This is a genomic window from Streptomyces nymphaeiformis (genome assembly GCF_014203895.1).
Lineage (GTDB): Bacteria > Actinomycetota > Actinomycetes > Streptomycetales > Streptomycetaceae > Streptomyces > Streptomyces nymphaeiformis.
Window position 1 is genome coordinate 402,962 of sequence record NZ_JACHJY010000005.1, and the last position, 26,986, is coordinate 429,947.

Sequence of the window (26,986 nt, forward strand, 5' to 3'; positions counted from 1 at the left end):
CGTGCTGCCTCCAGACAGATTCCCGTCCTTCTCTCGACGCGGAAAAAGACCCGGACATCGCACTGACTCGACGGAGGTCGACCGTGGTATTCCAGCCCACCCGAGGAAATCTGCCCCTGCGCTTCGGGCCCGACGTCCCCGGCGTTCCCGACATCGGGCCGACGACGCTCGACGCGGACGTCTACCGCGACCCGGAGCGCTACGAGCAGGAGCGGATCAACGTCCTCAACCGCAGCTGGCAGATCATCTGCCGCTCGGAGCAGATAGCCGAGCCCGGCGACCACCACGTCTGGGAGGGGCACGGCGAGAGCATCGTCATCACCCGCCGCGAGGACGGCGGCCTCGACGGCTTCCACAACGTCTGTGCGCACCGCGGCGCCCGCATCGTCGCCGAGAGCGGCAAGAACGCCCGCCGCTTCACCTGCAAGTGGCACAACTGGGCGTACGACACCGAGGGCAAGGTCAAGGGCGTCCCGGACCGTCCCGACTTCGACCCGAAGGCGCTGGCCGGCCTCTGCTCGCCCGCCGTCGACGTCGACGAGTGGGGCGGCTGGGTGTGGGCCGTCCTCGCCGGCCCGGGCGTGGCCGGTCCGCTGAAGGACTGGATCGCCCCCGAGGTCCGCGACGACCTCGCCGCCTTCCGCATGGAGGACATGAAGCTCGTCGAGAAGGTCGAGTGGGAGGTCGACGTCAACTGGAAGGTGGCCGTCGACGCGTTCAGCGAGTACTACCACGCGCAGGCGCTGCACGGCATGGGCGGCAAGGAGGCCCAGGACGCCAAGCACTCGACGATGCACGTGTACGGGCGCAACGGCATGTACTTCGTCCCGTTCCTCGGCGTCCTCGACGACCTCATGGAGACGCTGGACCACACCCGCTACGCCATCTGCAACTACCTGCTCTTCCCCACCGCCGTCGCCAACTGCCAGGCCCTGCACACCCAGGTCTTCCGGGCGGTCCCGCTGAGCGTGACCAAGACCCGCTTCGAGGCGTGGGAGCTCCAGTACGAGATGGAGGAGGGCGACGACCCGGAGTACCAGCGCCAGGTCGACTTCTTCTGGGAGATCTACAAGGCGGTCGTGCAGCAGGACATCGACGAGTGGATCGACGTCGCCGCCACCACGCACTCCTCGGCGTACAAGACGAACATCCTGAGCAAGCGCGAGTGCATCATCGCCCACTTCCACCGGGTGATCGAGGACATGCGCACGGGCGGTGACGGCCTGGGCCTGGAGCCCAAGCCCGTCGAGGGCTGATCCCCCGCCGCCCCGGAGCCGGGGCCGCGCACCGCGTGCGGGCGGTGTGCGGCCCCGGCTTTCCCCGTCCGCCCGGCGGGTCACCGGCCGCGCACCGCGGGCAGCCCGATGGGGCGTGCGGGAGGACCTGGTCCTCCCGCACGCCCCATCGGCGTTCCGTACGCGCCCGCTAGCGCGCCGGCAGCGTCCTGAGCACGGTCTCGGCCACCAGCTCGAACTGGTCGGCGAGGTAGAAGTGGCCGCCCTGGAAGGTCTCCAGGGCGAAGGGCCCGGTGGTGTGCTCGCCCCAGGCCCGCGCCTCCTCGGTGGTGACGGTCTCGTCGTCCACGCCGGTGAGGGCGACGACCGGGCAGTCCAGCGCGGGCTTCGCGGGGTCGTACCGCCAGGTCTCGATGGCCGTGTAGTCGGCGCGCAGCGGCGGGAGGATCATCTTCAGGACGTCCTTGTCGCCGAGGATGCGCGTGTCGGTGCCGCTCTGGCTGCGCAGCACCTCGACGAGCCCCTCGTCGTCGAGGAGGTGGATGCGGCTCTCCCGGTCCTTGGAGGGCGCCCGGCGGCCGGAGACGTAGAGGGTCACCGGGGCGGTGCCGAGGCGCTCGCGCATGCGGTGGGCCACCTCGAAGGCGATGGCCGCGCCCATGCTGTGCCCCAGGAACGCCACGGGTTCCTTCAGCAGCGGTTCGAGTGCCGCGTACGAGGCGTCGGCGAATTCGGAAATCGACGTGATGAGCGGATGCTGAATCCTGTCCTGCCTTCCCGGATACTGCACCGAGAGGACTCGCAGGCGATTCTTCAGGACATTCGAGAAGGGACGGAAATAACTGGCGGACCCACCGGCGTGCGGAAAGCAGACCAGCGGTACGCCGCCCGTTCCCGCGGGCGGAAATTGGCGAATCCAGACGTCGTCGAGCCGGATGTCGTTCATATGGTTGTTCCCGTTTCTTCGCGTACGGGGCCGGCGCGTCCGGCCCGCCGTCCGGCGGTCAGTGGTGGCCGACGAGCCCGCGGCCCGCGCCGGAGTGCACGGCCGGGATCGTGGCGAGGCCCTCGAGGAGCCGCTCCACGTCCTCTTCGGAGGTGTAGGGCGCGAGCCCCACGCGGACACCGCCCTCCTCGCCGAGCCCGAGGTGCCGAGCGGCGTCCGCCGAGTAGAAGGTGCCGACACCGGTGTCGACGCCCCGGGCGGCGAGGTGCCGGTGGACCTCGACGGGGTGCCGCCCGGCGACGCCGATCAGCAGGGTCGGGGTCCGGCGCGCGGCCCGCGAGTGCACCGTGACCCCGTCCAGCTCGGCGAGCCCGCGCTCCAGACGCACCCGCAGCTGCTCCTCGTACGCCTCCACCGCGGCGAGCGCGGAGTCGAGCCGCTCGCGCCGGCCGGCGGCGCTCGCGGGCAGTCCGGAGAGCCCGGCCCAGAAATCGACCGTGGCACGGGCGCCCGCGAGGACCCCGTACGGCAGGATGCCCAGCTCGAAGCGCTCGGGGACGGTGTCCGTCGAGGCGAGCAGCTTGTCGGGGCTGAGCGCCTCCAGGAGCTCGGGCCGCGCGGCGAGGACGCCGAGGTGGGGCCCGAGGAACTTGTAGGCGGAGGCGCTGACGGAGTCCGCGCCGAAGGCCGCGAGGTCGACCCGGCCGTGCGAGCTCAGCTGCGCCGCGTCGACGTGGAGCAGCGCGCCGGTCCGGCGGACCAGGCGGGAGATCGCGGGCACGTCGGGCCGGGTGCCGATCAGGTTGGAGGCGGCGGTGACGGCGACCAGGCGGGTCCGCTCGGAGAGCACCGCGCCGATGTGCTCGGGGGTCAGTTCACCGGTCGCCGGGTCGAAGTCGGCCCAGCGGACGGTGGCGCCGACGGCGGCCGCCGCGTTGACCCAGGAGCGGATGTTGGCCTCGTGGTCGAGGCGGCTGACGACCACCTCGTCGCCCGGGCGCCAGGTCTTGGCGAGCGTGCGGGCGTGGTCGTACAGGAGCTGGGTGGAACTGCGGCCGAAGACGACGCCGCGCGGGTCGGCGCCGAGGAAGTCGGCGAGGGCGCGGCGGGCGTCCAGGACGATGGCCTCCGCGTTGCGCTCCCCGGCGGTGTTGCCGCCGCGGTTGCACAGCGGGTCCGACATGGCGTCGACCATCGCGTCGATCACGGGCTGCGGTATCTGGGTGCCGCCCGGGCCGTCGAAGTGGGCGGACCCGGCCTTGAGTGCGGGGAAGTACGCCCGCACCGAGTCGATGTCGTAGGGCTGAGCTTTCGTCACGGGCGCTCCGTAAGTGCTGCGAATGACGCGCTTCGCCGGCCCGGACCTCGTCGTCCCTCGCCTGCGGCGTCACTGCCGGTTCCTGTCGCCGATCGTTCGGCTCGATGATCTGCCGGGGCACCCGTGAAGAACCAGGCAGAATCGATGGAGGAACTGCGCGCGGGAGCGTCAGTGGCGGGGCGCGTTGCGGGACCGCTGCACCCTGCTGGTGCGGCGGTCCTTCGCGTTCCAGCAGGCCTTGTGCCAGTGGCGGCGGTCGTCCACCCCGCCCCACTCGGGCCAGGCCACGACGTGCGGGGCGCCGGACGGGATCTCCTGGTCGCAGCCCGGGCAGCGGTAGCGCTTGCCCGGGGCGCTCGCGCCGGCGACCAGCCGGACGTACCACTCCTCGCCCTGCCACGTCTCGGTGCGCTGCACGCCGCCGTACCTGTCTCCGTGGTCGCCCTGCTGCGCGGGCTTCTCGCCGCCTCGGGAGCGGTTGTGACGCGGGGACACGGGCACACCTCACGGGATCTGGGCACACGGGGCCGGGGAACACTGACCGTTCTCTCCAGCCTACGGGCCGCCACGCGGTGCCCCCGGCCCCGCCCGGAGCGGCTTAGCCGAAAATCGCAAGAACTTCATGAACGGCCGTTGCCTTTGGCACGTGTCAGACGTTGGTGCCTGTGCGAGGGGAGATACGCGTCGGCCGCAAGGAGGCAGAAGGCGATGCGCGTGGGTACGTTCGTTCTGGCAGCCCAGTTCCCGGGCCAGGGCCAGGGGGAGGCACTGCACCGGGCGGTGCGGACCGCCGAGGTGGCGGAGGAGGCGGGGCTCGACTCCGTCTGGCTCGCCGAGCACCACTTCGTGCCGTACGGGGTCTGCCCCTCGGCCGTCACCCTGGCCGCCCTGCTCCTCGGCCGCACCCGGCGGCTCCGGGTCGGCACGGCGGTGAGCGTGCTGCCGTCCGTCCACCCGGTCGCCCTCGGCGAGCAGGCGGCGCTGCTGCACCTCACCTCCGGCGGCCGCTTCACCCTCGGGGTGGGCCGCGGCGGCCCCTGGGTGGACCTGGAGGTCTTCGGCGCGGGTCTCACGGCGTACGAGAAGGGCTTCCCCGAATCGCTCGACCTCCTGCTCCGCTGGCTCACCGAGCCGCGCGTCGGCGCCGACGGGGAGCGGTTCTCCTTCCGCGAGGTGCCCGTGGTGCCCCGCCCCGACGAGCTGATCGGCGGCGAGGCCGCCCCCGAGGTCGTGGTGGCCTGCACCTCGCCGAAGAGCGTGCGGCTCGCGGCGGAGCGCGGACTGCCGATGCTGCTCGGCATGCACTGCGGCGACGAGGACAAGGCCGAGATGGTCGCGGCCTGGGCGCGCTGCGCCCGGGAGGCCGGGCGGGACCCGGACGAGATCGCGCGGATCGGCGCCGGCCACGTCTCGGCGGGCGTGGCCCAGCTCGCGGACCGGGGCGCGGACGCGGCGGAGGCGCTGGTCAAGGCGATGCCGGGCTGGCTGAAGCAGGGCCTCGACGCGCACGTGACGGTGGACGGCCGGCACCGTGCGATGCGGGACCCCGTGGCGTACACGGAGCTGCTGTGCGGGCTGCACCCGGTGGGCACGCCCCGGCGCGCGGCGGACCGGCTCGCGGCGACCGCGGAGCGTACGGGCATCACGCGCTTCGCCCTGCTCGCGGAGGGCTCGGGCGACCTCTCGGCGACCGAGGAGAACGTCCGGCGGCTCGGCGCGGAGGTCCTGCCGCTCCTGGTGTGAGGGGTCTCACGGCCTCCGGGACCGTGCTGCCGCTCCGCGCCGCGCCTGCCGGCGCCGATGCGCGTCGGCCCGCATCGATCGCCTTCTTCCGCGGCGCGGAGCGGCAGCACCATGTCTCAGCAGTCGCGCAGTTCCGGCGACTGGTTCAGCAGCTGTCCCCGTACGGAAGTGAAACGGGCGAGCCGCTCGTCCACCGACGGGTCGAGCGGGAAGACCGCCACGCGGTGGCAGTTCTGGAAGGCGAGACGCACCCCGAAGTGCCGCTGCAGCGCACCACGAATGGCGTCGCTCGCGAGCGCGCGCAGCAGCTGACCACGTGCCTGCTCATTCGGCGGCGGCGTCTGGTTGTCGGCGAACTCTCCGCCGTCGACCTTCAGCTGTGCCACCAGAGAACTGATCATCTCCCATGCGTAGGGCAGGGAGGTCCGGACGCAGTCGACGAAGTCGGCTTCGTCGACCTCGCCTCGCTCGGCCTGTTCCAACAGAGCCGGTGAGACGTCGAGCGACATGGGTTCTCCTCTCGCGACCCCGCGGACGGGGTCTTGCGGCCAGGGACGAAGGCCGGCCGTACGCCACGCAGCGTGCACGCACGACGACCTCCAGCTTCCACGGTAAGCGCGCAGTCCGGGCCGCACCAGAAGAATGGGCACACAACCGGCTGATAACCGACGGGTGTTCGGCTCACGACGGCCCCCGGAGGACGCCGCGGCGATGCCCGAATCGCGCGGAAGAGCGTCTCTCTTGTAGCGTTGCGGACCATGCGTCTCGTCATTGCCCGTTGTTCCGTGGACTACGCGGGCCGGCTCACGGCCCACCTGCCCTCAGCTCCCCGTCTGATCCTCGTCAAGGCAGACGGCAGCGTCTCGATCCACGCGGACGACCGGGCGTACAAACCGCTCAACTGGATGTCCCCGCCGTGCACTCTCAAGGAGGGTGCCGACGGCGAGGCGGGCATCTGGACCGTGATCAACAAAGCGGGCGAGAAACTGATCATCACGATGGAGGAGATCCTCCACGACTCCTCGCACGAGCTGGGCGTCGACCCGGGCCTCATCAAGGACGGCGTCGAGGCGCACCTGCAGGAGCTGCTCGCCGACCGCATCGAGACCCTCGGCGAGGGCTACACGCTGATCCGCCGCGAGTACCCGACGGCGATCGGCCCCGTGGACATCCTGTGCCGGGACGCCGACGGCGGGACGGTCGCGGTGGAGATCAAGCGCCGCGGCGAGATCGACGGCGTCGAGCAGCTGACCCGCTACCTGGAGCTCCTCAACCGCGACCCGCACCTGGCGCCGGTGAAGGGCGTCTTCGCGGCCCAGGAGATCAAGCCGCAGGCCCGGGTCCTGGCGACGGACCGCGGGATCGGCTGCGTGGTCCTCGACTACGACGCGCTGCGCGGCATCGAGGACGACAAGCTGCGGCTGTTCTGAGGTCCGTCCTTCCGGGCGACGGCCCCGGGTGCGCTGAGCGCGCGCCCGGGGCCGTCGTCGTTCCCGTACGGGGTCAGGCGGGCGTCGACGAGGCGGTGGCCGTCTCGGAGGCGGAGGGCGCGCCGAGGGTGGTGGTCTCGCCGCCGGCCGGCGGGGCGGTCGTCGTCGCCGGCGGGGGCGTCGTGGGCGGCTCGGTCGTCGGCGGCGGGGTGGTGGTCGTCGGCGGCGGCGTGGTCGGCGGCTTCGGCGGCTTCGGGCTCGACGCCGTGGGGCGCGGCGGCCTCGTGGTGGCGCTCGGGCTCGTGGGCGGAGCCGTCGTCGGGGACGTCGTCGCCGTCGGGCTGTCCGAGGACGACGGCGAGGCCGGGTCGGACGGGTCCGTCGAGGCGGACGTCGACGCGCTCCCGGAGCCCGAGGGGCTCGGGGAGTCCGAGTGGGTCGCCCGGCCCGTCTCGGCCGGGGCGGTCTCGCCGTCGGCCGGCGGCTCCTCGCCGTCGAGGCCGTCGTCGGTGCCGCTCTCGCTCGCGGTGCTGTCGGAGGTGACGTGGTCGGTGGCGGGGGTCTCGCCGTTGCCCGAGGTGAGGCCGAGGGTCACGACGGTGCCGAGGACGGCGACGAGGAGCCCGCCCGCGCCGACGGCGACGAGGTTGCGGCGGGCGCCGCTGAGGATGCCGCCCTTGAGGCCGGAGCGGCTGCCGTCGGTGTCGGGCTGGGTGAGGACCGTCGGGGCGTCGTCGGCGAAGCCGGGGAACGCCGGGACCGGGGCCGTCGCCGGGGTACGGAGGGCTCCGCCCGGCAGCGGGGCCGTGACGGGCTCCGGCTTCGTGAGGGCGGGCCGGGCGGCGGGGCCGCGCAGGGCCGGGGTGCCGCGCGGCGGGGAGACGGGCTCCACGGCGGGGGCGGCGTGGTCGCCGGAGAGGTCGGCGACGAGGGCGAGCGCCCGGCGGCCGGCCACGGTGCCCCGCTTGTCGGCGAGGATCCCGCGCATGCCGATGGAGGCCTCCAGCTCGGCGCGGGCGCGCTCCAGGTTCCCGGCGCAGATCGCGAGGACGCCGAGCTCGTGGTGGAAGTAGGCCTCCTCGGCGACCTCGCCGGTGAGGCGGGCGGCCTCCTGTCCGGCGCGCAGGGCGCGTTCCCAGGCGCCCCAGTGGAGTCCGGCGGCGAAGGCGGGCGCGGCGGCGCGGGCGAGGAGGACGGCGGTGGCCCGGTGCTCGGCGGCGGGCTCCCCGGTGCCGGGGATCAGCGCGGTGAGGGCGGCGAGCAGGGCGTCGGCCTCGGCGGCGGCCCGCTCGGGGGTGACGGAGGGGTGGGCGGCCCACCAGGCGTAGTGCTGGGCGATGGTGTGGGCGCGGTCGGCGGCCTCGTGCTCGTAGCCGTGGGCGAGGAGCTGGGTGAGGACTCCGGCGGCGAGCCGGTAACGGGGACCGACCGGGGAGAGCAGGCCGCAGGCTCTGAGCTCGCCGAGGGCGGCGTCGGCGTGGGTGTCGCCGACGAGGGCCGGGAGGTGGGCCTGGTGCGGGACCTCGCCGCCGAGGGCGACGGCGAAGCGCAGGGCGGCCTGGGCGGAGCGGCTGAGCCGGGAGGCGAGGAGCGCGGCGGGGGCGGCGCCCTCGCCGAGGCTCGGCAGCGGTATCTCGCGCAGTTCGACGTCGGGATCGTCGACGCCGTCGAAGGCCGCGGCCGCGGCCGCTGCCGCGGCGGCGGGGTCGGCGGGCCCGAAGGCCTCTTCGAGGGCGCCGAAGGCGTCGAACTCGGCGGGGGTGACGCGCAGCCTGTCGCGCTGCCGGAGCAGGGCGCCGGCCTGGACGAAGCGGAGCGGGAGGCCCTCGGACTCGAACCACAGGTCGCCGGCCCAGTTGGCCTCCTCCTCGGTGAGGCCGCGGCCGACGGCGCTCTCCAGGAGCTCCAGGGCGGCGGCTCGGCCGAGGCCGGCGAGGAGGACCTCCTCGACGTGGGCGTCGGCGGAGGGGGCGGGGGTGTCGGGGCCGGCGGCGAGGAGGAAGGCGCACTCGGGGGCGGCGGCGAGGAGCTCGTCGAGGGCGGCGCCGCCGAACTCCAGGTCGTCGACGACGACGACGGCGCCGACGTCGCGGAGCCGGTCGAGGAGGGCGGCCCGGTCGGGGCGCTGGTCGGGGGCGTACCGGACGGCCGTGAAGAGCTCGTGGAGGAGTTCGGTGGGCGTGCGATGGTGGCCGGAGAGCCGGACGACGCCGTCGGGTGCGAGGTCGGCGCAGTCGGCGGCGACGGCGTCGAGGAGGGCGGTGCGGCCGGAGCCGGGGGCGCCGACGAGGCGGGCGGAGCGGCCGCGGCCGAGGGTGCCGGTGAGCCGCTCGCGCTCCTCCTGGCGTTCGAGGAGGGGCAGCTCGGGGGCGGCGGGGCCCGGCGGGACGGGCGGGGCGGCGGCGCGGGCGGCCTCGGCGCGTTCCTCGGCGGTGCGGGGGCGGGGGGCGGACGGTTCCTGCCCGGGCGGGCAGGGTTCGATCTCGCTGCCGTCGACGGGGTTGACGGTGAGGAGCAGCTCGCCGGAGACGAGCCGGACGACGCGGGCGCGTGCGGGCGCCGGCGCGGGCACGCCCCGGCCCTGGCGGGCCTCCTCGCCCTCGGTGTCGTGACCGAACTCCTCCGACCCAGGGTTGATCGGGTCCATGGTCCAAGCTCCCAAGCAGCGATGTCCGGTGCCCGCCGGTGGGTCCGTCCGGTGTGCGGGCGGGTCCGTCAAGGTGCGGGCGACCGAACCCTAGACCGTGCTCAGGCGCTCGGGAACAGTCGGGGTGCCCCCGAGACCAAGACGTCACGGTCTTGTGAGGATTGAGCGTGACGCCTGGTTCACACAGCTGCTTCACACACGGCGGGGCGCCCGGGGGTCAGACGCGGGGCAGGGACTCCAGGGCGAGGCCGCCCTCGATGGCGAGGATGCGGTGCAGCTTGGTGGCGACGAGGAGCCGCTGCATCTGGGGCGGCACCCCGCGCAGGACGAGGCGCCGGCCGCAGCGGCCCGCCCTCCGGTGGGCGCCCATGATGACGCCGAGTCCGGTCGCGTCCCAGGAGTCGAGGCCGGTCAGGTCGAGCACGAGGTCGCCGACTCCGTCGTCGACGGCCGTGTGCAGGACCGTACGGGCGTCCGCCGCGCTGCGGACGTCGAGGCGGCCCCCGACGACCAGCTCGACGTGGTCGCCCCTGATGTGCATATGCGCTCCCCGAGAGTGCTCCGTCTTCGCAACAACTGACTGCCGCACCGGCAGATACGTTGCGCCTTGTCAGCGAACCGATCCCGAAATTCACCCCACGGAGTGAGGCGGGGTGATGGGTCCGGATCAGTACGTGTAGAAGCCCTGCCCGCTCTTGCGGCCGATGTCACCCGCGTCCACCATCCGGCGCATCAGCTCCGGCGGCGCGAACTTCTCGTCCTGGGACTCGGTGTAGATGTTGTTGGCGGCGTTCACCAGGATGTCGATGCCGGTGAGGTCGGCGGTGGCGAGCGGGCCCATGGCGTGGCCGAAGCCGAGCTTGCAGGCGATGTCGATGTCCTCGGCGGTGGCGACGCCCGACTCGTGGAGCTTCGCGGCCTCGACGACGAGGGCCGAGATGAGGCGGGTGGTGACGAAGCCGGCGACGTCGCGGTTGACGACGATGCAGGTCTTGCCGACGGACTCGGCGAACGCGCGGGCGGTGGCCAGGGTCTCGTCGCTCGTCTTGTAGCCGCGGACCAGCTCGACGAGCTGCATCATCGGCACGGGCGAGAAGAAGTGGACGCCGACGACGGCCTCGGGGCGCTCGGTCACCGCGGCGATCTTGGTGATCGGGATCGCGGAGGTGTTGGAGGCGAGGACGGCACCGTCCTTGACGATCTTGTCGAGCGAGCGGAAGATCTCGTGCTTGACGTCGAGGTTCTCGAAGACGGCCTCGACGACGACGTCCGCGTCGGCCACGGCGTCGAGCTCGGTGGTGGCGGTGATGCGCCCCAGCGCGGCCTCGGCGTCCTCGGCGGTGAGCTTGCCCTTGGCGACGAACTTGTCGTACGACGCCTTGATGCCGTCGGTGCCGCGGGTCAGGGCGGCGTCGGTGACGTCACGCAGGACGACGTCCCAGCCCGCCTGTGCCGAGACCTGCGCGATACCGGATCCCATGAGTCCGGCCCCGATGACGGCGAGCTTCCTGGCCACGATCTTCCACCCCTTTTAACGCCTGTTCACTTCTGGCTCTCCGGCGGAGATTAGCGGTCGCGGGGCCCCATGTGACCGTGAAGTAATGCGCGTCACGCCCTCTTTGACGGACGTCACACTCACGACACTCCCCAGGGCCCGCCCGGCGGATCCGGGCACGGGTCGCCGGACGGGCCTCAGCCCTCGCGCACCGCGTACGTCAGGACCTTCTCGCTCAGCAGCTCCTCGATCTCGTCGAGGAGGTCGAGGGCCTCGCGGGAGACGGCGGCGGCCTTGCCCCCGGCCGTCATCCTGTCGCTGATGAACTCGACGAGGGCCCCCTGGATCCAGGCGATCTGGCCGCCGACGAGCAGCGGCATCGGGTCGTCGGGCCCGGCGCCGGCCTCCTCGCGCAGGGCGGCGACGGTGGTCCGGCGGACCTCCTGCTGGAGGGCCATGAGCCGGGCCTGGAGGGTGGGGGCCTCGTCGATCACCCGCATGAAGTCGGCGTAGCCGTCCATCAGCCCGTAGGCGGGCGAGACGGCGGTGACGTGACCGCGGATCTCGCGGAGCACGGCCTGCGCGGCGGACTCCCCCGCGTCGCGGCCTCGGATCATCCGGGCGAGCCGGTGGGTGATGCCCTCCATGCGGTCGAGGAAGAGGTCCTCCTTCGCGGGGAAGTAGTTGTAGACGGTGTTGACGGAGACGTCGGCGACCTCCGCGATCTCCGCCACCGTCACGGCCTGGAAGCCGCGCTCCAGGAAGAGCCCGGTCGCGATGTCCGAGATCCGCTGCTTCGTCTGGCGCTTCTTGCGCTCCCTGAGCCCTTCAGCCATGCCCTCATCCTAGGCCGCGCCTTCACTCCCTGAAATTTTGGAGCCATTGCAAATTTTCAGAGACTCTGTTTTTGTAGTCGCCATGGCAATCATCAGCACGTCCGGACTCTCCCGGACCTTCCGCACGAAACAGGGCGAGGTGCACGCCGTGCGCGGCATCGACCTCACGGTGCGGGCGGGCGAGATCCTCGGCTTCCTCGGGCCCAACGGCGCCGGCAAGTCCACGACCCTGCGCATGCTCAGCACCCTCCTCCCGCCCACCGGCGGCGCCGCCACCGTCTGCGGCCACGACCTGCTGCGCGACCCCGTCGCCGTCCGGCGGAAGATCGGGTACGTCGCCCAGGGCGGCGGCGTCGACCCGCAGGAGACCGTCCGCTCCGAGCTGGTCGTCCAGGGACGGCTCTACGGGCTCTCGCGCACCGAGGCCGCCGCCCGCGCCGCCGGACTCGCCCGCGACCTCGACCTCACCGAGCTCCTCGACCGGAGCACCACCGCGCTCTCCGGCGGCCAGCGCCGCCGGCTCGACCTCGCGCTCGGCCTGACCCACCGCCCCGCGCTGCTCTTCCTCGACGAGCCGACCACCGGCCTCGACCCGGGCAGCCGGGCCGCCCTGTGGGCGCTGGTCCGCCGGCTGCGCGACGAGTACGGCACGACCGTCGTCCTCACCACCCACTACCTCGACGAGGCGGACGCCCTCGCCGACCGGCTCGTGATCATCGACGGGGGCGTCGTCGCCGCCGAGGGCTCCCCCGCCGCGCTCAAGGCCGAGCACGGCGCGGACACCCTCCAGGACGCCTTCCTCGCCATCACCGGGCGCGGCCCCGCGCCCGTCGACACCACGCCCGTCGCCGTCTGACCGCCGACCAGGAGCCCACCCGATGCTCGTCCACGACACCGCGGTCCTCTTCGGCCGCTACGTTCGGCAGACCCTGCGCTCGCCGTTCCAGATCTTCTTCGGCGCGCTGATGCCGCTGCTCTACCTGTTCTTCTTCGGCCCGCTGCTCACCGGCCTCCCGCTCGGCCGCGCGGGCGACTCCTGGCAGGTCCTCGTGCCGGGACTGCTGCTCCAGCTCGGCCTCTTCGGGGCCTCGTTCGCGGGCTTCGCCGTCATCATGGAGAAGAACTGGGGCGTCCTCGAACGGATGCGGGTCACCCCGGTCAGCCGTCTCGCGCTGCTCCTCGGCCGGACCCTGCGGGACGCCGCCCTCTTCCTCTTCCAGGCCGTCCTGCTCGTCCTCGCCGCCCTGCTCATGGGCCTGCGGGCGCCGCTCGCCGGCATCCTCATCGGCTTCGGCTTCGTCGCCCTGCTCACCTTCTCGCTCGCCTCGCTGTCGTACGTGCTCGCGCTGAGGCTGCCCAGCCCGCAGGAGTTCGGCCCGGCGATCAACACCCTGGCCATGCCCTCGATGCTGCTGTCCGGCCTGATGCTGCCGATGGCCCTCGCGCCCGGCTGGCTCGACGTCCTGTCGCACTTCATGCCGTTCCGCTATCTGGTGGACGCGGTACGGGACGCGTACGTCGGGCACTACGCCACCGCCACGATGCTGTACGGCGTCCTCGCCGCGGCCGCGCTCACGGCGCTCGCCGTGACGGTCGGCACACGGACGTTCCGCGGGGCCCAGGCGTAACTACGCTGGTGGCATGGTCAATCTGACGCGCATCTACACACGTACCGGCGACAAGGGCACCACGGCACTCGGCGACATGAGCCGGACCGCCAAGACGGATCTGCGGATCTCGGCCTACGCCGACGCCAACGAGGCGAACGCCGCCATCGGGACGGCCATCGCCCTCGGGCAGCTCGACGAGGACGTCGTGAAGGTCCTCGTCCGGATCCAGAACGACCTCTTCGACGTGGGCGCCGACCTCTGCACGCCGGTGGTGGAGAACCCCGAGTACCCGCCGCTGCGCGTCGAGCAGTCGTACGTCGACAAGCTGGAGGCCGACTGCGACCGCTTCCTGGAGCAGCTCGACAAGCTGCGCTCCTTCATCCTGCCGGGCGGCACGCCCGGGGCGGCCCTGCTGCACCAGGCGTGCACGGTGGTCCGGCGGGCGGAGCGCTCCACCTGGGCGGCCCTCGAGGTCCACGGCGAGACGATGAACGCCCTGACCGCGACCTACCTCAACCGGCTCTCCGATCTCCTGTTCATCCTGGCCAGGGCGGCCAACAAGGAAGTGGGGGACGTGCTCTGGGTGCCCGGCGGAGAGCGCTAGGCCGGACGTCGGGCAGGCCCTTGCCGGGGGTCCGGGGGTTGTCCCCCGGGAGATGCGGCATCCTCGCGAGGACGGCGAACAAGGAGGTCGGTGACGTGCTCCGGGTCCCGGGCGGCGACCGCTGACCCGGTCCCCGACGCCTCGGCCGGGTCCTTCTTCGGCCGGACGAAGTAGCTGAGCGCGATCAGTCCGTGGATGCCGACGGCCCGCCACGCGGCGAACATCCAGCTCCTCAGGCCGTCGGTGTCGCCGTCGTCCCCGACGTACCAGGTCGCGAGGAGCAGCAGGGCGGTGGCGACGGCGCCGCCGATCAGCGTGCCCAGCCAGATCCGGCCCTCGTGGCGGGCGCGGGCCGTCCCGTACTTCGGGGGCTTCGGCGGCGGCGGGGCGCCGCCGAGGCGGTGGGCGGCGTGGCCGTCGAGCCACTTCACTGTGCGGTGGCCGTGGCCGACGGTGTAGCCGATGTACAGCGCGGCGAGGCCGTGCTCCCAGCTCGGGTCCGCGCCGTTCTTGAGGTCGATCGCCGTGGCGACGAGGAGCACGACCTCCAGGAGCGGCTCGGCGAGCAGCAGGGCCATACCCGTCCGGGGCATCTTCAGGAGGTAGCGGGTGGCGAGGCCGGCGGCCAGCAGGACCCAGAAGCCGACCTCGCAGAGCACGATCAGCGTGACGATCACGGCGGTTCCCCTTTCGGTTCCCTTCAGCGTCCCGTGGGAACGGCCCCGGTTCGTCGTCGCCGGTGACGAAGTCCGTCTACATCGTTCGACGGAGGGCGGCGCGCCCGCGGATCGGCCGGTACGTGGAGGCCGGTGCGCGCGGGGGCGTGTTGGATGAGTACGTGACGCTCCCCCGCCCCCATCGCACCGACCTGTTCATCGCCGCCCTCGGTCTCGTCGGCGGGCTGGTCCTGTGGTGGTTCGGGCTGCACACCCAGGTGGACCGGTGGTTCACCCAGCGCTGGGCGGTCCTGGTGCCGCTCGTGGTGATGGCCGGGTGCGAGGCGATGCGCCGGACGGCGCCCAGGGCGGCGCTGACCGCGGGCACGCTCGCGGTCGTCGCGGACCAGTTCACGTACGGGAGCCTGGCCACCGTCCTGATGTTCACGGACGTCGTGTACGCGGCCGTGGTGTACGGGTCGCCCGCGCACGCCCGCCGCGTCCCGTACACGACCGGTCTCGTCACGGTCGGGGTGACGATCGGCTTCCTGGTCTGGTGGCAGAACGCGTACGCGCTGCTCATCGGGGTCATCACCGGCATGATCTCCTTCCTGCCCGCGGTGACGGGCGCGATCGTCCGCAACCACCGGGAGACGGCGGACGCGGCCAGGCTGCGGGCCGAACAGACCGCGCTGCTCGCCGAGATGGACCGGGCGCAGGCGGTGGTGGCCGAGCGGGCGCGGATGGCGCGCGAGCTGCACGACATGGTGGCGAACCACCTCTCGGCGATCGCGATCCACTCCACGGCCGCGCTGTCCCTCGACGAACCGGCCACCACCCGGCAGGCGCTGAAGGTGATCCGGGAGAACAGCGTGGCGGGCCTCGCGGAGATGCGGCGGCTCATCGGGCTGCTGCGGGACAGCGGCGGGGAGACGGAGCCGGGGGCCGTGCCGAGCCTCGACGCCCTGGACGCGCTGGTCGAGCGGGCCCGGGCGAACGGCTCGGCCGGCGGTCTGGACTTCGTCCTGGAGGACACCCGCCCGCCGGACGGTGCCCTGCCGGCGCCGGTGGAGCTGGCCGCGTACCGGATCGTGCAGGAGTCGCTGACCAACGCGGTCAAGCACGCCGCCCCCGGTACGGTCAGGGTGCGGGTCGGCCGGTCCGGCGGGGTGCTCACGGTGGCGGTGGACTCGCCGTACGGGGAGCGGCCGGGGCCGCGCGCGCCCGGCTCGGGTCAGGGTCTGGTGGGCATGCGGGAGCGCACGGAGCTGCTCGGCGGGGAGTTCCGCGCGGCGGTCTCGGGGGCGGTCTGGCAGGTGCGGGCGGTACTGCCCGCGGAGGAGAGGGCGGGAACGGCATGACGGTGCGGGTGGTGGTCGCGGAGGACCAGTCGGCGGTGCGGGCGGGGCTCGTGCTGATCCTGGGCAGCGCGCCGGACATCGAGGTGGTCGGCGAGGCCGCGGACGGCGAGCGGGCGGTGGAGCTGGCGCGCGAACTGCGTCCGGACCTGGTCCTGATGGACGTGCAGATGCCCCGGATGGACGGGGTGACGGCGACGGGGATCGTGGTCTCCGAGGGTCTCGCCGACGTCCTCGTGCTGACCACCTTCGATCTCGACGCGTATGTGTTCGGGGCGCTGCGGGCGGGCGCGGCGGGCTTCCTGCTGAAGAACGCCGACGCCCGTGAACTGATCGAGGCCGTACGGACGGTGGCGCGCGGCGAGGGTCTGATCGCCCCGGCGGTGACTCGGCGGCTCCTCGCGGAGTTCGCCGCGAGCAGCCGCCCGGCGCGGCCGGAGCGTGCGACGGATCCGTCCGTACTGGACGTGCTGACGCCCCGGGAGCGGGAGGTGCTCTCGGCGCTGGGTCTCGGTCTGTCGAACGCGGAGATCGCGGTGCGCCTCGACATGGCGGAGGCGACGGCGAAGACGCACGTGAGCAAGGTGCTCGGGAAGCTGGAGCTGCGGAGCAGGGTCCAAGCGGCGGTCCTCGCACAGGAGTTGGGGGTTTAGCAGATCTTTGCCGACGTTGGTCTGGACCTCTTGACGATTGGTCCAGACCTTCCTACGCTCGCGGGGCGCGCGCAACTCTTCACGGACCACCCCCACCTTGTCCGTCCGCAACTTGAGGAGCACCGTTGAGCACTCAAGCACCGACGCGCAGAGCAGGGTTCAGAAAGCGGACCGCCGCCGGACTGACCGCCCTGATCCTGCCGCTGGCCGCCATGGTCGGCCTCGCCTCCCCCGCGGAAGCCGCCACCTCGGCCACCGCCACCTACACCAAGACCCAGGACTGGGGCACCGGCTTCGGCGCCAACTGGACCGTCAAGAACACCGGCACCACCACCATCAGCTCCTGGACCGTCGAGTGGGACTACCCCTCCGGCACCTCCGTCACCTCCGCCTGGGACGCCACCGTCACCAGCTCCGGCACCCACTGGACCGCCAAGAACGTCGGCTGGAACGGCACCCTCGCCCCCGGAGCCTCCGTCTCCTTCGGCTACAACGGCGCGGGCCCCGGCGCCCCCAGCGGCTGTAAGATCAACGGCGCTCCCTGCGACGGCACCACCGTGCCGGGCGACAACCCGCCCTCGGCCCCCGGCACCCCGGTCGCCTCGAACATCACGGACACCTCGGCCAAGCTCACCTGGACCGCGGCCACCGACGACAAGGGCGTCAAGAACTACGACGTCCTGCGCGACGACACGAAGGTGACCACCACCACCGGCCTCACCTTCACCGACAGCGGCCTCACCGCGGGCACCGACTACTCGTACACCGTCGTCGCCCGCGACACGATCGACCAGACCGGCCCGGCCGCCGGCCCGGTCGCCGTCCACACCACCGGCGGAGGCGGCGGCCAGCCCCTCCCGAACGCCGTGAAGATGGGCTACTTCACCAACTGGGGCGTCTACGGGCGCAATTACCACGTGAAGAACATCGTGACCTCCGGCTCCGCGTCGAAGATCACGCACATCAACTACGCCTTCGGCAACGTCCAGGGCGGCAAGTGCACCATCGGCGACTCCTACGCCGACTACGACAAGGCGTACACCGCCGACCAGTCCGTCGACGGCGTCGCCGACACCTGGGACCAGCCGCTGCGCGGCAACTTCAACCAGCTCCGCAAGCTGAAGAAGGCCTACCCGAACATCAAGATCCTCTGGTCCTTCGGCGGCTGGACCTGGTCCGGCGGCTTCGGCCAGGCCGTGCAGAACCCGGCCGCGTTCGCCCAGTCCTGCTACGACCTGATCGAGGACCCGCGCTGGGCCGACGTCTTCGACGGCATCGACCTGGACTGGGAGTACCCCAACGCCTGCGGTCTGTCCTGCGACACCAGCGGCGCGGCCTCCTTCAAGAACATGATGCAGGCCATGCGCGCCAAGTTCGGCGCCAACTACCTGATCACCGCGGCGGTCACGGCCGACGCCTCCACCGGCGGCAAGATCGACGCCGCCGACTACGCGGGCGCCGCGCAGTACATGAACTGGTTCAACGTCATGACGTACGACTTCTTCGGCGCCTGGGCGGCGCAGGGCCCGACAGCCCCGCACTCCCCGCTCACCTCGTACGCCGGCATCCCGCAGCAGGGCTTCAACTCCGCCGAGGCGATCGCCAAGTTCAAGGCGAAGGGCGTCCCGGCCAACAAGCTGCTGCTCGGCATCGGCTTCTACGGCCGCGGCTGGACCGGCGTCACCCAGGACGCCCCCGGCGGCACGGCGACCGGCCCGGCCCAGGGCACGTACGAGCAGGGCATCGAGGACTACAAGGTCCTCAAGAACTCCTGCCCGGCCAACGGCACCGTCGCGGGCACGGCGTACGCCCACTGCGGCACCAACTGGTGGAGCTACGACACCCCCGCCACCGTGAACTCGAAGATGAGCTGGGCCAAGAACCAGGGCCTCGGCGGAGCGTTCTTCTGGGAGTTCAGCGGTGACACCGGCAACGGCGAGCTGGTCGGCGCGATCAACACCGGCCTGAGCTAGTCACGTACACGAAGAAGCGGGGACGGCGCAGCACGCCGTCCCCGCTTCCTCATGCCTCACGCGACGTTCACCCGCTGCCCCGGAGGAGCCGCCTCCAGCCAGGCCATGAAGCCCGTCCGGGCGTCCTCGCTCATCGCGAGCTCCAGGCGGACGCCCTCGTACATACAGGGCTGGATCACGGAGTCGGAGAGCAGCGCGAGCTCCTCCTCGCCCTCCGGCATCCGGCGCTCCAGGGCCACGATGGAGGAGCGCTCCAGGATCCGGCGCGGGCGGGGCGAGTACGAGAAGACACGGAACCAGGCGATCTCGTCACCGCTGTAGCGGGCGACGCCGTACACCCAGCCCTTGCCGTTCGGATCCGGTTCGTCGGGCAGGTCCCAGCGCAGCGAACAGTCGAAGGTGCCGCCGGCGCGCTGGATCAGTCTCCGGCGCAAGCCGAAGACGAAGAGCCCGATCACCACCAGTGCGACGACGATGCCGCACACGAGCAGAGCGAGGAACATCTTCACCGACCTCCTCGCTGCGTCCCGTAGCCGGCACGGCCGGCAGAACCGAATACAACCTGCATCTGCATCGCCTCAGCCGCGACACGCTCCGGAGTATTCCGGACCGTGCCGCGGCTGAGGGCACTCCTACTCGGCGCGGTCCGCTAGCGGACCGCTACCGCGCGCAGCCGGACCTCGGCGCGCCGCTCGGCGGCGGCGTCGGAGTCCGTCTTCGCACGCTCCAGCGCGCGCTCGGCGCGCTGGGCGTCGATCTCGTCCGCCAGCTCGCAGACCTCCGCGAGCAGAGACAGCTTGTCGTCGGCGAACGAGATGAATCCACCGTGGACGGCGGCGACGACGGTCGCGCCCTCGCTCGTACGGATGGTCACCGGGCCCGACTCCAGCACACCGAGCAGCGGCTGGTGGCCGGGCATGACGCCGATGTCGCCGGAGGTGGTACGCGCGATGACCAGGGTGGCCTCGCCGGACCAGACACTCCGGTCCGCGGCGACCAGCTCGACGTGCAGCTCAGCAGCCAAGGGTGGCTCCTCGGGTCACCACCCGGCGGTCGTGCCGGGTGTTGGGGTCAATTCTAGGGGGCGTGGAGAGGGGGACGGGACGGGATCCCGTCCCCCTCGGGCGAGCACGGGGCTCAGGAGACGCCGAGCTCCTTGGCGTTGTTCTTGAGGTCCTCAAGGCCACCGCACATGAAGAACGCCTGCTCCGGGAAGTGGTCGAACTCACCGTCGCAGATCGCGTTGAACGCGGCGATCGACTCGTCGAGCGGAACGTCCGAACCGTCCACGCCGGTGAACTGCTTCGCCGCGTGGGTGTTCTGGGACAGGAAGCGCTCGACACGGCGGGCGCGGTGGACAGTGAGCTTGTCCTCCTCGCTCAGCTCGTCGATACCGAGGATCGCGATGATGTCCTGGAGGTCCTTGTACTTCTGCAGGATTCCCTTGACGCGCGTGGCGGCGTCGTAGTGGTCCTGCGCGATGTAGCGCGGGTCCAGGATCCGGGACGTGGAGTCCAGCGGGTCCACGGCCGGGTAGATGCCCTTCTCGGAGATCGGACGGGAGAGAACCGTCGTCGCGTCGAGGTGGGCGAAGGTGGTCGCCGGCGCCGGGTCGGTGAGGTCGTCGGCGGGGACGTAGATCGCCTGCATCGAGGTGATCGAGTGACCACGGGTCGAGGTGATGCGCTCCTGGAGGAGACCCATCTCGTCGGCCAGGTTCGGCTGGTAACCCACCGCGGAGGGCATGCGGCCGAGCAGGGTCGAGACCTCGGAACCGGCCTGCGTGAAGCGGAAGATGTTGTCGATGAAGAACAGCACGTCCTGCTTCTGCACATCGCGGAAGTACTCCGCCATGGTCAGACCGGCGAGGGCCACACGGAGACGGGTGCCCGGGGGCTCGTCCATCTGGCCGAAGACAAGGGCGGTCTTGTCGAGGACGCCCGAGTCCTCCATCTCCGCGATGAGGTCGTTGCCCTCACGCGTACGCTCACCGACACCGGCGAACACGGAAACACCCTCGTGCAGCTTCGCCACACGCATGATCATTTCCTGGATCAGAACGGTCTTGCCGACACCGGCACCACCGAACAGACCGATCTTTCCACCCTTGACGTACGGGGTGAGAAGGTCGACGACCTTCAGGCCGGTCTCGAACATCTCGGTCTTCGACTCGAGGTCCGCGAACGCCGGGGCCTTGCGGTGGATGGACCAGCGCTCGCCGACCTCCGACTCCGCCTCGGGCTCGTTCAGGATCTGGCCCAGCGTGTTGAACACGCGCCCCTTGGTGACGTCACCGACGGGGACGGTGATGCCGTCGCCGGTGTCGACCACGGGGGCCTGGCGGACCAGACCGTCGGTGGGCTGCATCGAGATGGTGCGGACGATGCCGTCACCGAGGTGCTGCGCGACCTCGAGGGTCAGCGTCTTGAGCGCGCCGTCCTCGGCCGGGTCGGCGACCTGGACGTGGAGGGCGTTGTAGATCTCCGGCATCGCGTCGACGGGGAACTCCACGTCGACGACCGGGCCGATGACCCGGGCGACGCGGCCCGTGGCGGCGGCCGTCTCAACAGTGGTCGTCATTACTTGTCACTCCCCGCGGTCGCGTCGGCCAGGGCTGCGGTGCCACCGACGATCTCGCTGATTTCCTGGGTGATTTCGGCCTGTCGGGCCGCGTTGGCAAGTCGGGAGAGGTTGTTGATCAAGTCTCCCGCGTTGTCGGTGGCCGACTTCATCGCGCGGCGCGTGGCGGCGTGCTTGGAGGCAGCCGACTGGAGCAGCGCGTTGTAGATCCGGCTCTCGACGTAGCGCGGCAGAAGGGCGTCGAGGACGTCCTCCGCCGACGGCTCGAAGTCGTACAGCGGACGGAGGGTGTCCGGCTCGCCGGCCTCCTTCGCCACCTCGTCGAGGCTGAGAGGCAGCAGCCGGGCCTCGACCGCCGTCTGGGTCATCATCGAGACGAACTCGGTGTAGATGATGTGGAGCTCGTCCACACCACCCTCGGCCGTGTCCTTCTCGATCGCCTCGATCAGCGGTGCCGCGACCTTCTTGGCGTCCGCGTACGTGGGCTCGTCCGTGAAGCCGGTCCACGTGTCGCTCAGCTTCCGCTCACGGAAGTTGAAGTGCGCGACACCACGGCGACCGACGACGTAGACGTCGACCTCGCGGCCCTCGCCCTCCAGCTTCTTGATGAGCTGCTCCGCCGCCTTGATGGCGTTGGAGTTGAAGGCACCGGCCAGACCGCGGTCGCTCGAGAGGAGCAGGACCGCGGCACGGCTCGGGTTCTCCGCCTCGGTGGTCAGCGGGTGCTTGTCGTTCGCACCCGTGGCCACCGCCGTGACCGCGCGCGTGAGCTCGGTCGCGTACGGAGTCGACGCCTGCACCTTGCGCTGCGCCTTGACGACACGCGAGGCGGCGATCATCTCCATCGCCTTGGTGATCTTCTTCGTCGCGGTGACGGATTTGATGCGACGCTTGTAGACCCGGAGCTGCGCTCCCATGAGTCAGGTCCCTTCCGTCGTCACTTCGAGACGTTGACGGCGGGAGCGTCCGCGCCCAGCAGCTTGCCGTCAGACGTCTCGAACTGCTGCTTGAACTCGGCGATGGCGTCGGCGACGGCCGTCAGGGTGTCGTCCGACATCTTCTTGCCCTCGCGGATGGAGGTCATGAGACCGGAGTGGTTCTGGCGCAGGTACGCCAGGAGCTCGGCCTCGAAGCGACGGATGTCGGCGACCGGGACGTCGTCCATCTTGCCGGTGGTGCCGGCCCAGACGGAGACGACCTGGTTCTCGGTGGGCATCGGCTGGTACTGAGCCTGCTTGAGCAGCTCGACCATGCGCTGACCGCGCTCCAGCTGCGCCTTCGAGGCCGAGTCCAGGTCGGAACCGAAGGCCGCGAAGGCCTCGAGCTCACGGAACTGGGCCAGGTCCACGCGGAGGCGGCCGGCGATCTGCTTCATGGCCGGGTGCTGGGCGGAGCCACCGACTCGGGAGACCGAGATACCGACGTTCAGGGCCGGACGCTGGCCGGCGTTGAACAGGTCGGACTCCAGGAAGCACTGGCCGTCGGTGATGGAGATGACGTTGGTCGGGATGAACGCCGAGACGTCGTTGGCCTTCGTCTCGACGACCGGCAGACCGGTCATCGAGCCCGCGCCCAGCTCGTCCGAGAGCTTCGCGCAGCGCTCGAGGAGACGGGAGTGCAGGTAGAAGACGTCACCCGGGTAGGCCTCACGGCCCGGCGGGCGGCGCAGCAGCAGCGACACGGCGCGGTAGGCGTCGGCCTGCTTCGACAGGTCGTCGAAGACGATCAGGACGTGCTTGCCCTGGTACATCCAGTGCTGACCGATGGCGGAACCGGTGTACGGCGCCAGGTACTTGAAGCCGGCCGGGTCGGACGCCGGGGCGGCGACGATCGTCGTGTACTCGAGCGCGCCGGCCTCTTCCAGGGCGCCGCGAACGGACGCGATGGTCGAGCCCTTCTGGCCGATGGCGACGTAGATGCAGCGGACCTGCTTGTTCACGTCGCCCGAGCGCCAGTTGTCGCGCTGGTTGATGATCGTGTCGACGCACAGCGCGGTCTTGCCGGTCTGACGGTCACCGATGATCAGCTGACGCTGACCACGGCCGACCGGCGTCATGGCGTCGACGGCCTTGTAGCCGGTCTCCATCGGCTCGTGCACCGACTTACGGGCCATAACGCCCGGGGCCTGCAGCTCGAGGGCGCGGCGGCCCTCGGTCGCGATCTCGCCGAGACCGTCGATCGGGTTACCGAGCGGGTCGACGACGCGACCCAGGTAGCCCTCACCGACACCGACGGAGAGGACCTCGCCGGTGCGCTGCACCGACTGTCCCTCCTCGATGCCGCTGAACTCGCCGAGGACGATCGCGCCGATCTCGCGCTCTTCGAGGTTCAGCGCGAGACCGAGGGTCCCGTCCTCGAACTTCAGCAGCTCGTTCGCCATGGCCGAGGGAAGACCCTCGACCTTCGCGATGCCGTCGCCGGCCAGGCTGACCGTGCCGACCTCCTCGCGCGAGGCCGCGTCCGGCTGGTACGACTGGACGAAGGTCTCCAGTGCGTCCCGGATCTCCTCCGGCCGGATCGTGAGCTCCGCCATCTGGGTTCCCTGCTCTCCTTGTTGGGCCCGAAGTTTCTTAAGGGGTCTGGGGGCCGACCCCCAGGAATCTTCTGCAATCTCTGCACGGCCCAACCGGGCCGCTGGTGATGCTGTGTAGCTGTACTGCCTGTGTGCTGCTGTGGTCGCTGCCGTCAGCCGGCCAGTCGACGGGTCGCCTCGGCGAGGCGCTCCGCGATGGAACCGTCGATGACCTCGTCGCCGACGCGCACCGTGATCCCGCCGAGGACCGCGGGGTCCACGTCCAGGTTCAGGTGCATCTCGCGGCCGTACAGCTTCGCCAGTACGGCACCAAGACGCTGCTTCTGCCGGTCCGACAGCGGAACGGCCGAGGTGACGACGGCCACCATCCGGTCCCGGCGCGCCGCGGCGAGCTTGGACAGGGACTCGAGTCCCGCTTCCAGGCTACGTCCCCGGGGCTGGGTCACCAGACGGACGACCAGACGCTCGGTGGTCGCGTGGGCCTTGCCGCCGAGCAGGCTGCCGAGCAGCGTGCCCTTCGCGGCGGCCGTGGCGGCCTTGTCCGTCAGCGCCGAGCGGAGCTCGGTGCTGGAGGACACGATCCGGCCGAACCGGAACAGCTCGTCCTCGACGTCGTCGAGGGCGCCCGCCTTCTGCGCCGCGGTGAGGTCGGCGGTGTTCGCCAGCTCCTCGACCGCGTCGACCAGGTCGCGCGAGCTCGACCAGCGCGAACGGACCATGCCCGAGACCAGGTCGACGGTCTCGCCGCCCACCTGTCCGCGCAGGAGTCGCTGCGCGAGTTCGGCCTTGGCCTCACCCGGCTGGGCGGGGTCGGTCAGGACCCGGCGCAGCGACACCTCGCGGTCGAGCAGCGCGGTGACAGCCGCCAGCTCGTCCGCGAGCACGCCCGCGTCGACCGACGTGCTGTCGGTCAGCGCGTCGAGCGCCTCACGGCCGGCGGCCAGTGCCTCGCGGCTCGCTCCGTTCATCGGCCGGCCTCTGCCTTCTCCTCAAGCTCGTCGAGGAAACGGTCGATCGCGCGGCTCTGACGGGCGACGTCCTCGAGGGACTCCCCGACCAGCTTGCCGGCCAGGTCCGTGGCGAGCTTGCCGACGTCCTGACGCAGCGAGGTGGCCGCGGCCTTGCGGTCGGCCGCCAGCTGGGCGTGCCCGGCGGCGATGATCTCGTCGCGCTGGCGCTGGCCCTCCGCCCTCATCTCCTGGATGATCGCGGTGCCCTGCTCCGTTGCCTCCTGACGAAGGCGAGCGGCCTCGTGGCGGGCCTCGGTGAGCTGGGCCCGGTACTGCTCGAGCACGCTCTGGGCTTCGGCCTGAGCAGCGTCGGCCTTCTCGATGCCACCCTCGATGGCCTCGCGGCGCTCTTCCAGAACCTTGTTGATGTTCGGGAGGAGCATCTTGGCGAGGAAACCGAAGACGATGACAAAGGCGATCAGACCGATGACCACCTCAGGCCACGGCGGGATGAGAGGGTTCTCCTTCTCAGCCTCTTGCGCCAGGATCATGGCGAGGTTCACATCAGTGCCTTTCGTCTAAAGAGGCGGTCGTCGCAGTTCGTCTTTAGTAGACGAACGGCATGACCATGCCGATGAGGGCGAGCGCCTCACAGAAGGCGAAGCCGAGGATCTGGTTGGCGCGGATCAGACCGGCGGCTTCGGGCTGACGGGCCAGGGCCTGGGTGCCGTTACCGAAGATGATGCCGACGCCGACGCCGGGGCCGATCGCCGCGAGGCCGTAACCGACCGAGCTGAGGGAACCGTCGACAGCAGCAAGGGTCTGGGACATGCCAGTTCTTCCTTCTCTTTCACGGACCGGTGGGGGTTGGCCACCGGACGATTGGGGGGCTTGGGAGAGGACGCTCAGTGGTGCTCGGCGAGCGCGCCCTGGATGAAAGTGCAGGCCAGGAGGACGAAGACGTACGCCTGGACCGCCTGGACGAAGAGCTCGAAGCCGGTCATCACGATGACCATGACGAACGAGACACCCGCGTAGGCGATGCCGATACCGTTCAGCAGGTACCAGGAGGCGATCGTGAAGAGCAGCAGCAGCGTGTGACCCGCGAACATGTTCGCGAAGAGTCGCACGGCGTGGGTGAACGGCCGCAGGATGACGTTCGAGAGGAACTCGATGAACATGACGAGCGGGAGGATCGCGCCGAGCGACTTGTCGTAGCCCGTCAGGTTCTTCAGGCCTCCGACGAAACCGTGGCGCTTGAACGTCAGGCTCATCCAGAGGATGTAGACGAGGCCCGCGAGAGCCGCCGGGTACGCGATGATCGACGTCACCGGGAACTGGGCGATCGGAATGATCGACCAGAGGTTCAGCATCCACACGAAGAAGAAGATGGAGACCATCAGGGGGACGTACTTCTCCCCCTCCTTCTTGCCGAGGGTCTCGTACACGATGCCGCGGCGCACGAAGTCGTAGCCGGCTTCGGCGGTCATCTGCAGCTTGCCCGGGACGAGCTTGGGCTTGGCGAAGGCCGCCCAGAAGAAGCCGACGATGATGATCGAGCCGAGCAGCGCGAGGAGCATCGGCTTGTTGAAGTAGAAGCCGTCGGTGTCGCCCCAGATCGGCTCGAACAGGAACGAGTGCAGACCCGGGCCTGGGAAGCCACATCCGTCGAAGATGTGGCAGTCGGTCTCGAAAGCGAGCACCTGAGTCGGGTCAGCACTCACCGCGGGCTCCTTCAGCGTGGCGCATAGGTACGGCAACCTCGTTGTGTCGGCGCGGCGCGCAGCCGCGGTTCGGCACTGGACTGGTCTTACGGATAAGGGGGCGGCTGGTGGGCATCGAGCCTCGCGCTGCGAAAGGCGCCGGTTCCGATGCCTGCGTCCGCAGTGCCGCAGTTGGCATCGGACGATAGCAGGAAGCCGGAGGGGCCTTTACGTCGGCCCTACCTTTCACTGCTTCGACCCCGTGTTCTTGGGGTCGACGTAGAACGTCTTGGCCTTCATGTGCGCCCTGGCCTGTGCAGCGGCCCACACCACGGTTGCCGCGATCAGCGAGAAGGCGAAGGCCTTGAAGTCGAACAGCGTCGTCTTCTTGAACAGGGCGAGGAGGGCGAAGAGCAGCAGCAGCTGGGCCGCGTACAGCATCATTCCCATCGCCGTGAACAACTGCGGGAGGCTCTTGGCCGTCCGCTGGAGGACGAACAGCCCGGTCCCCATGAAGATGAGCACGACCAAGGTGCCGATTCCCGCGCCGAGCGCACCCTTCCCGCCGGCGACGACGCCACTGATCACCGTGGCGATGACGCCGACGGCGGCAGTGGGTACGACAGCCGAGAGGAGGAGGCGAGCGTCGCTGGAAGGCATGGCGGTGTCTCCGCTTGCTTGGAGGGGGTGGTGATGGTCGTCAGGGACGAGCGTAA

28 protein-coding genes are annotated in these 26,986 nt (G+C 71.0%); 9 read left to right on the plus strand and 19 right to left on the minus strand.

Annotation, left to right across the window (positions count from 1 at the left end):
• The first annotated feature begins 83 nt into the window (after positions 1-83).
• Positions 84-1,256, plus strand: coding sequence for an aromatic ring-hydroxylating oxygenase subunit alpha (locus tag GGE06_RS19250; RefSeq protein WP_181924503.1), 1,173 nt, complete (start codon positions 84-86; stop codon positions 1,254-1,256).
• 169 nt (positions 1,257-1,425) lie between these two features.
• Here the strand turns inward: GGE06_RS19250 and GGE06_RS19255 are convergent, their stop codons facing one another.
• From GGE06_RS19255 to GGE06_RS19265, 3 genes are all read right to left on the minus strand, one after another.
• Complete coding sequence (locus GGE06_RS19255) at positions 1,426-2,181, minus strand: thioesterase II family protein (RefSeq protein WP_184931338.1); 756 nt, start codon at positions 2,179-2,181, stop codon at positions 1,426-1,428.
• A gap of 58 nt (positions 2,182-2,239) precedes the next feature.
• Positions 2,240-3,499: a cysteine desulfurase-like protein gene (locus GGE06_RS19260; RefSeq protein ID WP_184931339.1), complete on the minus strand. Its 1,260-nt coding sequence runs from the start codon at positions 3,497-3,499 to the stop codon at positions 2,240-2,242.
• Between the two features lie 168 nt (positions 3,500-3,667).
• Complete coding sequence (locus GGE06_RS19265) at positions 3,668-3,994, minus strand: Rv1322 family protein (protein WP_116158805.1); 327 nt, start codon at positions 3,992-3,994, stop codon at positions 3,668-3,670.
• Between the two features lie 213 nt (positions 3,995-4,207).
• Here GGE06_RS19265 and GGE06_RS19270 point away from each other — a divergent pair, with 213 nt between their 5' ends.
• Positions 4,208-5,242 (plus strand): LLM class flavin-dependent oxidoreductase, encoded by a 1,035-nt coding sequence (locus tag GGE06_RS19270; RefSeq protein ID WP_116158806.1) that lies wholly within the window; start codon positions 4,208-4,210, stop codon positions 5,240-5,242.
• Between the two features lie 116 nt (positions 5,243-5,358).
• Here the strand turns inward: GGE06_RS19270 and GGE06_RS19275 are convergent, their stop codons facing one another.
• Positions 5,359-5,751 carry an SCO5389 family protein gene (locus tag GGE06_RS19275; protein ID WP_015036224.1) on the minus strand — a complete coding sequence of 131 codons (393 nt, stop codon included), beginning with the start codon at positions 5,749-5,751 and terminating at the stop codon, positions 5,359-5,361.
• Between the two features lie 249 nt (positions 5,752-6,000).
• Here GGE06_RS19275 and nucS point away from each other — a divergent pair, with 249 nt between their 5' ends.
• On the plus strand, positions 6,001-6,672 hold the full coding sequence (nucS, locus tag GGE06_RS19280; RefSeq protein WP_181924504.1) for an endonuclease NucS: 672 nt from the start codon (positions 6,001-6,003) through the stop codon (positions 6,670-6,672).
• 73 nt (positions 6,673-6,745) lie between these two features.
• Here the strand turns inward: nucS and GGE06_RS19285 are convergent, their stop codons facing one another.
• The 4 genes from GGE06_RS19285 to GGE06_RS19300 all read right to left on the minus strand — a co-directional run bounded on the left by GGE06_RS19285 (position 6,746) and on the right by GGE06_RS19300 (position 11,650).
• The gene (locus tag GGE06_RS19285; protein ID WP_184931340.1) at positions 6,746-9,319 is read right to left on the minus strand and encodes an ATP-binding protein; all 2,574 of its coding nucleotides are present in this window, start codon (positions 9,317-9,319) and stop codon (positions 6,746-6,748) included.
• Positions 9,320-9,536: 217 nt separating this feature from the next.
• Complete coding sequence (locus tag GGE06_RS19290; RefSeq protein ID WP_116158809.1) at positions 9,537-9,860, minus strand: STAS domain-containing protein; 324 nt, start codon at positions 9,858-9,860, stop codon at positions 9,537-9,539.
• 126 nt (positions 9,861-9,986) lie between these two features.
• Positions 9,987-10,835 carry a 3-hydroxyacyl-CoA dehydrogenase family protein gene (locus tag GGE06_RS19295; RefSeq protein ID WP_116158810.1) on the minus strand — a complete coding sequence of 283 codons (849 nt, stop codon included), beginning with the start codon at positions 10,833-10,835 and terminating at the stop codon, positions 9,987-9,989.
• A 176-nt stretch (positions 10,836-11,011) separates the two neighbouring features.
• The gene (locus tag GGE06_RS19300; protein ID WP_116158811.1) at positions 11,012-11,650 is read right to left on the minus strand and encodes a TetR/AcrR family transcriptional regulator; all 639 of its coding nucleotides are present in this window, start codon (positions 11,648-11,650) and stop codon (positions 11,012-11,014) included.
• 82 nt (positions 11,651-11,732) lie between these two features.
• Here GGE06_RS19300 and GGE06_RS19305 point away from each other — a divergent pair, with 82 nt between their 5' ends.
• Genes GGE06_RS19305 through GGE06_RS19315 form a run of 3 tightly spaced genes read left to right on the plus strand, consistent with a single transcriptional unit; the run spans position 11,733 to position 13,864 of the window.
• Positions 11,733-12,506: an ABC transporter ATP-binding protein gene (locus GGE06_RS19305; protein ID WP_116158812.1), complete on the plus strand. Its 774-nt coding sequence runs from the start codon at positions 11,733-11,735 to the stop codon at positions 12,504-12,506.
• Between the two features lie 22 nt (positions 12,507-12,528).
• On the plus strand, positions 12,529-13,278 hold the full coding sequence (locus GGE06_RS19310) for an ABC transporter permease (protein WP_116158813.1): 750 nt from the start codon (positions 12,529-12,531) through the stop codon (positions 13,276-13,278).
• Between the two features lie 13 nt (positions 13,279-13,291).
• A complete protein-coding gene (locus GGE06_RS19315) occupies positions 13,292-13,864 on the plus strand; it encodes a cob(I)yrinic acid a,c-diamide adenosyltransferase (RefSeq protein ID WP_116158814.1) in 573 nt (190 codons plus the stop codon).
• Here GGE06_RS19315 and GGE06_RS19320 read toward each other — a convergent pair.
• Entirely contained in the window at positions 13,861-14,541 is a 681-nt protein-coding gene (locus GGE06_RS19320; RefSeq protein ID WP_312883191.1) for a hypothetical protein, read from the minus strand. The two genes, GGE06_RS19315 and GGE06_RS19320, sit on opposite strands and share 4 nt — an antisense overlap.
• A gap of 161 nt (positions 14,542-14,702) precedes the next feature.
• Here GGE06_RS19320 and GGE06_RS19325 point away from each other — a divergent pair, with 161 nt between their 5' ends.
• The 3 genes from GGE06_RS19325 to GGE06_RS19335 all read left to right on the plus strand — a co-directional run bounded on the left by GGE06_RS19325 (position 14,703) and on the right by GGE06_RS19335 (position 18,504).
• The gene (locus tag GGE06_RS19325; RefSeq protein WP_116165309.1) at positions 14,703-15,881 is read left to right on the plus strand and encodes a sensor histidine kinase; all 1,179 of its coding nucleotides are present in this window, start codon (positions 14,703-14,705) and stop codon (positions 15,879-15,881) included.
• Positions 15,878-16,531 carry a response regulator gene (locus GGE06_RS19330; protein ID WP_116158815.1) on the plus strand — a complete coding sequence of 218 codons (654 nt, stop codon included), beginning with the start codon at positions 15,878-15,880 and terminating at the stop codon, positions 16,529-16,531. Before GGE06_RS19325 ends, GGE06_RS19330 begins: the two co-directional genes overlap by 4 nt.
• 125 nt (positions 16,532-16,656) lie before the next feature.
• Positions 16,657-18,504 (plus strand): glycosyl hydrolase family 18 protein, encoded by a 1,848-nt coding sequence (locus tag GGE06_RS19335; RefSeq protein ID WP_512701024.1) that lies wholly within the window; start codon positions 16,657-16,659, stop codon positions 18,502-18,504.
• Between the two features lie 56 nt (positions 18,505-18,560).
• On the opposite strand, the gene GGE06_RS19340 is transcribed toward GGE06_RS19335, so the two are convergent.
• The 10 genes from GGE06_RS19340 to GGE06_RS19385 all read right to left on the minus strand — a co-directional run bounded on the left by GGE06_RS19340 (position 18,561) and on the right by GGE06_RS19385 (position 26,930).
• On the minus strand, positions 18,561-19,007 hold the full coding sequence (locus tag GGE06_RS19340) for a DUF2550 domain-containing protein (RefSeq protein WP_116165310.1): 447 nt from the start codon (positions 19,005-19,007) through the stop codon (positions 18,561-18,563).
• 146 nt (positions 19,008-19,153) lie between these two features.
• Positions 19,154-19,528, minus strand: a complete 375-nt coding sequence (locus GGE06_RS19345) for a F0F1 ATP synthase subunit epsilon (RefSeq protein WP_030218854.1) — start codon at positions 19,526-19,528, stop codon at positions 19,154-19,156.
• Positions 19,529-19,641: 113 nt separating this feature from the next.
• On the minus strand, positions 19,642-21,084 hold the full coding sequence (atpD, locus tag GGE06_RS19350; RefSeq protein ID WP_116158817.1) for a F0F1 ATP synthase subunit beta: 1,443 nt from the start codon (positions 21,082-21,084) through the stop codon (positions 19,642-19,644).
• The gene (locus tag GGE06_RS19355) at positions 21,084-22,001 is read right to left on the minus strand and encodes a F0F1 ATP synthase subunit gamma (protein WP_116158818.1); all 918 of its coding nucleotides are present in this window, start codon (positions 21,999-22,001) and stop codon (positions 21,084-21,086) included. Before GGE06_RS19355 ends, atpD begins: the two co-directional genes overlap by 1 nt.
• 20 nt (positions 22,002-22,021) lie before the next feature.
• Positions 22,022-23,617 (minus strand): F0F1 ATP synthase subunit alpha, encoded by a 1,596-nt coding sequence (gene atpA, locus GGE06_RS19360; protein ID WP_116158819.1) that lies wholly within the window; start codon positions 23,615-23,617, stop codon positions 22,022-22,024.
• 152 nt (positions 23,618-23,769) lie between these two features.
• Positions 23,770-24,585 (minus strand): F0F1 ATP synthase subunit delta, encoded by an 816-nt coding sequence (locus GGE06_RS19365; protein WP_116158820.1) that lies wholly within the window; start codon positions 24,583-24,585, stop codon positions 23,770-23,772.
• The gene (locus GGE06_RS19370; protein WP_116165311.1) at positions 24,582-25,118 is read right to left on the minus strand and encodes a F0F1 ATP synthase subunit B; all 537 of its coding nucleotides are present in this window, start codon (positions 25,116-25,118) and stop codon (positions 24,582-24,584) included. Before GGE06_RS19370 ends, GGE06_RS19365 begins: the two co-directional genes overlap by 4 nt.
• Positions 25,119-25,173: 55 nt before the next feature.
• Positions 25,174-25,398: an ATP synthase subunit C-like protein gene (locus GGE06_RS19375; RefSeq protein ID WP_116158821.1), complete on the minus strand. Its 225-nt coding sequence runs from the start codon at positions 25,396-25,398 to the stop codon at positions 25,174-25,176.
• Positions 25,399-25,472: 74 nt separating this feature from the next.
• A complete protein-coding gene (gene atpB, locus GGE06_RS19380; protein WP_116158822.1) occupies positions 25,473-26,291 on the minus strand; it encodes a F0F1 ATP synthase subunit A in 819 nt (272 codons plus the stop codon).
• A 225-nt stretch (positions 26,292-26,516) separates the two neighbouring features.
• Positions 26,517-26,930, minus strand: coding sequence for a Cg1360 family ATP-synthase-associated protein (locus GGE06_RS19385; protein ID WP_116158823.1), 414 nt, complete (start codon positions 26,928-26,930; stop codon positions 26,517-26,519).
• Between the last annotated feature and the right edge of the window lie 56 nt (positions 26,931-26,986).